The 6,562-nt window shown below is 46.4% G+C and carries 5 protein-coding genes; 3 read left to right on the top strand and 2 right to left on the bottom strand.

All coding sequences use genetic code 11. From position 1 onward, the window contains the following. Positions 1-116: 116 nt before the first annotated feature. Positions 117-1,292, bottom strand: a complete 1,176-nt coding sequence (gene fadA / locus CAG68_RS06980; RefSeq protein WP_006743176.1) for an acetyl-CoA C-acyltransferase FadA — start codon at positions 1,290-1,292, stop codon at positions 117-119. Between the two features lie 14 nt (positions 1,293-1,306). Beyond that, positions 1,307-3,478 (bottom strand): fatty acid oxidation complex subunit alpha FadB, encoded by a 2,172-nt coding sequence (fadB, locus tag CAG68_RS06975; RefSeq protein ID WP_161440964.1) that lies wholly within the window; start codon positions 3,476-3,478, stop codon positions 1,307-1,309. A gap of 261 nt (positions 3,479-3,739) precedes the next feature. On the opposite strand from fadB, the gene CAG68_RS06970 reads away from it, so the two are divergent. Genes CAG68_RS06970 through hemG form a run of 3 tightly spaced genes read left to right on the top strand, consistent with a single transcriptional unit; the run spans position 3,740 to position 6,404 of the window. After that, on the top strand, positions 3,740-4,363 hold the full coding sequence (locus CAG68_RS06970) for a YigZ family protein (RefSeq protein WP_025768945.1): 624 nt from the start codon (positions 3,740-3,742) through the stop codon (positions 4,361-4,363). A gap of 46 nt (positions 4,364-4,409) precedes the next feature. Further along, a complete protein-coding gene (locus CAG68_RS06965; RefSeq protein ID WP_005378893.1) occupies positions 4,410-5,867 on the top strand; it encodes a TrkH family potassium uptake protein in 1,458 nt (485 codons plus the stop codon). A 9-nt stretch (positions 5,868-5,876) separates the two neighbouring features. Continuing rightward, positions 5,877-6,404, top strand: a complete 528-nt coding sequence (gene hemG, locus CAG68_RS06960) for a menaquinone-dependent protoporphyrinogen IX dehydrogenase (RefSeq protein ID WP_005378894.1) — start codon at positions 5,877-5,879, stop codon at positions 6,402-6,404. Positions 6,405-6,562 lie beyond the last annotated feature (158 nt).

Below are 6,562 nucleotides of genomic sequence, written 5' to 3'. Positions count from 1 at the left end.
TGTAAAACAAAAAGGGCGACATCAATTGTCGCCCTTAAGTGTAATACTAAAAATTTTAGTACTAGTTCATTTGCTTATGATTGTTGGCTCGATCACTACAACAACGTCTTGAACTGTTATGGTCGTTCAAATACTGTCGCAATGCCCTGACCCAAACCGATACACATGGTGGCCAGACCGTATTTCGCGTCTTTCGCTTCCATTAGGTTGATCAACGTTGTTGAGATACGTGAACCAGAACAGCCTAGTGGATGACCCAATGCTATCGCACCACCGTTAAGGTTGACCTTCTCATCCATAACATCAAGCAGGCCTAAGTCTTTAGCACACGGCAGAGACTGCGCGGCAAATGCTTCGTTTAGCTCAACCACATCCATGTCTTCAATTGAAAGACCGGCACGCTTGAGCGCTTTTTTCGTCGCAGGTACAGGACCGTAACCCATAATAGAAGGATCGCAGCCCGCAATGGCCATGCCTTTAATACGTGCACGAATCTTCAAGCCAAGTTCATTAGCTTTCTCTTCACTCATGATCAACATCGCTGATGCACCATCGGACAGAGCCGATGATGTACCGGCTGTTACTGTACCGTTTGCAGGGTCGAACACTGGGCGAAGTTGAGATAGACCTTCAACGGATGTTTCAGGGCGAATCACTTCATCGTAATCTAGAGTGAACAGGGTGCCGTCAGCGGCGTGGCCTTCAATTGGTAGAATTTCGTTTTTAAAACGACCCTCTACGGTTGCTGCGTGCGCACGAGCGTGAGAGCGAGCGGCAAACTCGTCTTGTTGCTCACGGCTAATGCCATGTAATTTACCAAGCATTTCAGCCGTTAAGCCCATCATGCCCGCAGCTTTTGCTACGTTCTTTGACATACCTGGGTGAAAGTCTACACCGTGGTTCATTGGCACATGCCCCATGTGCTCAACGCCACCAATTAGGCAGATTTCAGCATCGCCAGTCATGATGGCACGTGTACCGTCGTGAAGCGCTTGCATTGATGAACCACACAAGCGGTTCACCGTCACGGCGCCAATTTCAATCGGCAGGCCCGCGAGTAGCGCGGCATTACGTGCAACGTTAAAGCCTTGCTCTAGTGTTTGCTGTACACAGCCCCAGTAGATGTCTTCAATCTCGCTTGGGTTCACTTGTGGGTTACGCGCAAGAATGCCTTTCATTAGGCGCGCAGATAGATCTTCTGCTCGTGTATGACGGAAAGCACCACCTTTAGAGCGACCCATTGGAGTACGTAGACAATCGACTACGACAACATTTCTTGTTTGATTAGTCATTTTAGAATCCCTCCTTAGATAGAACCTTGCTGTTGTGCACCGTAAAAGCTTTCACCTTTCGCCGCCATATCAATCAGCATTTGCGGTACTTGGTACATCGCACCTAGCTCGGCGTGTTGTTTTGCCATTTCAACGTATTCAGCAATACCCACGCTGTCTAGATAGCGGAATACGCCACCGCGGAATGGAGGGAAACCAAGACCATAAACCAATGCCATATCTGCTTCCTGCGGAGTCGCGATGATGCCTTCTTGTAGGCACAGCACCACTTCGTTGATCATTGGAATCATCATACGTTGAATGATGGTCTGATCGTCAAAGTCCTGCTTATCGGCACAAACGTCAGCAAGTACCGGTAAGATCGCTTCGGAGAAGGTTTTCTTCGGCTTACCTTTTTTATCTATGGTGTAGCTGTAGAAGCCATTACCATTTTTCTGACCATATTTGTCTGCTTCGAACAGTGCATCAATCGCATCACGACCTTGTTTACCCATACGCTCAGGGAAACCGTCAGCCATCACAGCTTGTGCGTGGTGCGCGGTATCAATGCCGACTACGTCAAGCAAGTACGCCGGTCCCATCGGCCAGCCAAACTTACGCTCCATGACTTTGTCGATTTTCGTAAAGTCAGCACCATCACGAAGTAGCATGCTGAAGCCGCCAAAGTATGGGAACAATACGCGGTTAACGAAGAACCCTGGGCAGTCATTAACGACAATTGGTGATTTGCCCATTTTCGCAGCATACGCCACAACACGATTGATGGTTTCATCAGAGGTGTGCTCACCACGGATGATCTCAACAAGAGGCATACGATGCACTGGGTTGAAGAAGTGCATACCACAGAAGTTTTCTGGGCGTTTTAGTGATTTTGCCAATAGGTTGATAGGAATCGTTGAGGTGTTTGAGGTGATAACGGTGTCGTCACCGACATGGGATTCAACTTCACTTAAAACTGCTGCTTTTACTTTCGGGTTTTCAACGACAGCTTCAACAATCACATCAGAGTTCTCAATACCTGCGTAATGTAAGCTCGGTGTGATTGACGCTAAAATACCCGCCATCTTAAAGCCATCAATGCGACCGCGAGATAAGCGTTTATTCAGCAGCTTAGATGCTTCAGTCATGCCTAGGTCGAGCGACGCTTGTGCGATGTCTTTCATCAAGACTGGCACACCTTTTAGCGCTGATTGGTAAGCAATGCCGCCACCCATGATACCTGCACCTAATACGGCTGCACGTCGCGTGTCTTTACTTGCTGACTTCGCTGCTTTTTTCGCAATGCCTTTGATGTATTGATCATTAAGGAATAGGCCAACGAGTGATTTTGCTTCTTCCGATTTAGCCAGTTTCACGAAGTGCTTACGTTCAATGTCTAACGCTTCATTACGTGCAAAGCGAGCACCTTCTTCAATCGTGATAACGGCTGTCATTGGGGCAGGGTAGTGAGGACCTGCTTTTTGTGCCACCAGACCCTTCGCCATGGTGAAGCTCATCATTGATTCAAGCTTACTCAGCGTTAGCGGAGATGTTTTCTGTGCTCGGCGTGCTTGCCAGTCAAGTTTCTCGTTAATTGCAGAGTTAAGAGTTTGTAGTGCTGATTCGTATAAAGCATCAGTCTCTACAACAGCATCGAGTAAGCCAATTTTCAATGCTTCATCAGCTCGGCATGCTTTACCTTGGGTGATGATTTCCATTGCGCTGTCTGCGCCAATAACGCGAGGTAAGCGTACACAACCACCAAAGCCCGGCATGATTCCCAGTTTCGTTTCTGGTAGGCCGATGCTGGTGGTTTTGTCACCAATACGCATGTCTGTTGCTAGCACACATTCACAACCGCCACCAAGAGCGTGGCCTTTGATCACTGAGATGGTCGGAATGGGTAAGTCTTCTAATTTGTTAAAGATGCTATTAGCAAATTGCAGCCATTGGTCGAGCTCGGCATCCGTTTTAGCAAACAGACCTAAAAACTCGGTAATGTCTGCGCCTACAATGAATGCGTCTTTATCTGAAGTGAGCAACAACCCCTTGAGGCCTTGATGGGCAATGAGCGCATCAAGAGCTTTATCTAGCGATTCCAATGTCGCTAGGTCGAGTTTGTTGACGGATTTTGGAGAGCAGAAGCTTAGCTCTGCAATACCATCTTGTATTTCCTTTACCTGTAGGGTTTCGGCTTGGTAAATCATTGTCTATCTCCATGACATACAATCGTGGATTGTCTGTATACCTATTTCAACGACGCCGTGTACCTCGGCAAATAGGTATCGAGGAAGTCGTTTTATTTTTGTTCTGGTTTGACCAGTAAAGTTAGTTTGGATCGTGGATTGTCTAATTTCAATACATTTTTTAAACAAGTGTTTAACATTGTGCGCTGTGGCAGATCTTATGCGACGGGTAAATCACACTCGTGATAGACTTCAGGCAAATAAACCTGAATCCATAATCCTATGAATGACAAGCCTTATCTGATTCCAGCAGAGCCCGCTCAATTTGAAGAAGAAATTAAAAAGAGCGTCTTCATTACTTATTTGGCACACACGCCAAGTATCGAAGCTGCAAAAGCATTTGTTGATCAAATCAAAGCTAAACACGCTGATGCTAGACATAACTGTTGGGGCTTTGTTGCTAGTCGACCAGAAGATTCGATGCAGTGGGGCTTTAGTGATGATGGAGAACCTTCAGGGACGGCAGGTAAACCGATCCTTGCTCAGCTGTCTGGATCTGGTGTGGGGGAGATCACGGCTGTGGTCACGCGATACTCTGGTGGAATCAAGTTAGGTACAGGCGGCTTGGTTAAAGCGTATGGGGGTGGGGTACAACAAGCGCTCAAGCTGCTTCAAACTATTGAGAAAAAAATAACCACAAAGCTCAGACTAACGTTAGACTATGGGTTTATGCCGATCGCACAATCAATCATGCCGCAATTTGGTGCGATAGAAGTCGAGGCTGAATACAGCGATCAGGTCGTATTAGTGGTGGAAATTGAGCTTCGAGAAGTGAGCGCGTTTACCCAAGCAATCATTAATAAAAGCGGGGCAAAGGCAATTGTCACTCCGCTAGACGGACAATAATGAAAAACAGGAAGCAACAGGGACAGCTTCGCTAGTCAATTTATCCATGCAATTTCGTTCAATTATTCGAATCGTCGGGCTACTGCTCGCACTCTTTAGTGTCACTATGCTTGCGCCAGCACTCGTTGCGCTGATCTATCGAGATGGTGCTGGTGTGCCTTTTGTCACGACATTTTTTGTTCTGCTGTTTTGTGGGGCCGTTTGTTGGTACCCAAACCGCAGGTATAAGCACGAGCTTAAAGCTCGAGATGGCTTTCTTATTGTCGTCTTATTCTGGACAGTACTTGGCAGTGCAGGCTCGATCCCCTTTCTCATTGCTGACAACCCGAACGTCTCAGTGACAGATGCGTTTTTTGAATCGTTTTCTGCTCTCACGACGACCGGGGCGACCGTTATTGTTGGTTTGGATGAGTTACCTAAAGCGATTCTATTCTATCGACAGTTACTGCAGTGGTTCGGCGGTATGGGAATCATCGTATTAGCGGTGGCGATTTTGCCAGTACTTGGCATTGGTGGTATGCAGCTTTACCGCGCCGAGATCCCTGGTCCAGTCAAGGACACTAAAGTGACGCCGCGCATAGCAGAAACTGCTAAGGCGCTTTGGTACATCTATTTGAGCCTGACTATCGCCTGTGCTTCGGCTTTTTGGTTAGCTGGTATGACGCCATTTGACGCCATCAGTCACAGCTTTTCCACCATTGCTATTGGCGGCTTCTCTACCCACGATGCCAGCATCGGATATTTTGATAGTTACGCGATTAACCTGATTACTGTGGTTTTTCTGCTTATATCTGCATGTAATTACACACTGCACTTTGCTGCATTTGCATCAGGTGGCGTACATCCCAAGTATTACTGGAAAGATCCTGAGTTTCGCGCCTTCTTGTTTATTCAAGTGCTGCTATTTATCATTTGCTTTCTATTATTACTGAAACATCACTCTTACACATCGACATACGATGCTTTCGATCAGGCTCTGTTCCAAACCGTATCAATATCCACAACAGCGGGCTTTACGACAACAGGTTTTGCGGATTGGCCGCTCTTCTTACCTGTGCTGTTATTGTTCTCTTCCTTTATAGGTGGTTGTGCTGGTTCAACAGGCGGCGGCATGAAAGTGATCCGTATCCTGCTTCTTACCTTACAAGGTGCGCGTGAACTAAAACGTTTAGTCCATCCACGCGCGGTTTACACCATCAAAGTAGGTGGCAGTGCCCTACCGCAACGTGTTGTCGATGCGGTTTGGGGTTTCTTCTCCGCATACGCATTGGTATTTGTGGTTTGTATGTTGGGGTTGATTGCAACAGGAATGGATGAGCTCAGTGCGTTCTCGGCGGTGGCTGCGACTCTGAACAACCTCGGTCCTGGCTTGGGAGAAGTGGCGCTTCACTTTGGTGATGTTAACGACAAAGCAAAATGGGTATTAATAGTTTCTATGCTGTTTGGTCGTTTGGAAATCTTTACCTTACTTATTCTACTTACGCCGACGTTTTGGCGTAGCTAAGGGGAAATCGTGGCAAAAGCATTATTTCTATACTCTTCCCGCGAAGGGCAGACTAAAAAAATTCTCCACTATATAGATGAACAACTTCCAGATTTCGATTGTGAGCTGGTGGATTTACATAATGTCGAGACGATTGACTTCAGCCAATACGACAGAGTATTGATAGGCGCCTCTATTCGCTATGGCCATCTTAATAAAAAGCTATACCAGTTTATTGAGCGAAACCTCAATCAATTGGAGCAAAATAAAGTGGCATTTTTCTGCGTAAACCTAACCGCTCGTAAAGAGGACCAAGGAAAGGATACACCTGAAGGTAGTGCCTACATTCGCAAGTTCCTAATTAAGTCGCCTTGGAAACCAACGCTAATCGGTGTTTTTGCTGGTGCACTTTATTACCCACGTTATAGCTGGTTCGACAGAACTATGATTAGGTTCATTATGTCGATGACGGGTGGCGAAACCGATACGACCAAAGAGGTGGAGTACACCAATTGGGAAAAAGTGGCTCTTTTCGCAGATAAATTTAGAGAACTGTAGAAATAACGTGCTCTTTTGACCGCTTTTGATGCAAATTTATCCGAACGATAAAAAAATCAAAAAAAACGAGAAAAAGGGCTTGCCAATGTGATCGCAATCTCTATAATGCCACCTCGCTGACACGGCAACGCTTCGAAGCTTAAGTTTCGAAAGTAAGA

It is taken from the genome of Vibrio sp. V42_P2S4T144 (assembly GCF_009904715.1).
In the GTDB taxonomy this organism is placed as follows: Bacteria; Pseudomonadota; Gammaproteobacteria; order Enterobacterales; family Vibrionaceae; genus Vibrio; species Vibrio alginolyticus.
This window is presented reverse-complemented; position numbering and strand designations above follow the sequence as displayed.

Bases quoted from the DNA above. Each gene is read 5' to 3' on its own strand.
- fadA (WP_006743176.1), bottom strand. From the start codon at position 1,292: ATGACTAATCAAACAAGAAATGTTGTCGTAGTCGATTGTCTACGTACT.
- fadB (WP_161440964.1), bottom strand. From the start codon at position 3,478: ATGATTTACCAAGCCGAAACCCTACAGGTAAAGGAAATACAAGATGGT.
- CAG68_RS06970 (WP_025768945.1), top strand. From the start codon at position 3,740: ATGAATGACAAGCCTTATCTGATTCCAGCAGAGCCCGCTCAATTTGAA.
- CAG68_RS06965 (WP_005378893.1), top strand. From the start codon at position 4,410: ATGCAATTTCGTTCAATTATTCGAATCGTCGGGCTACTGCTCGCACTC.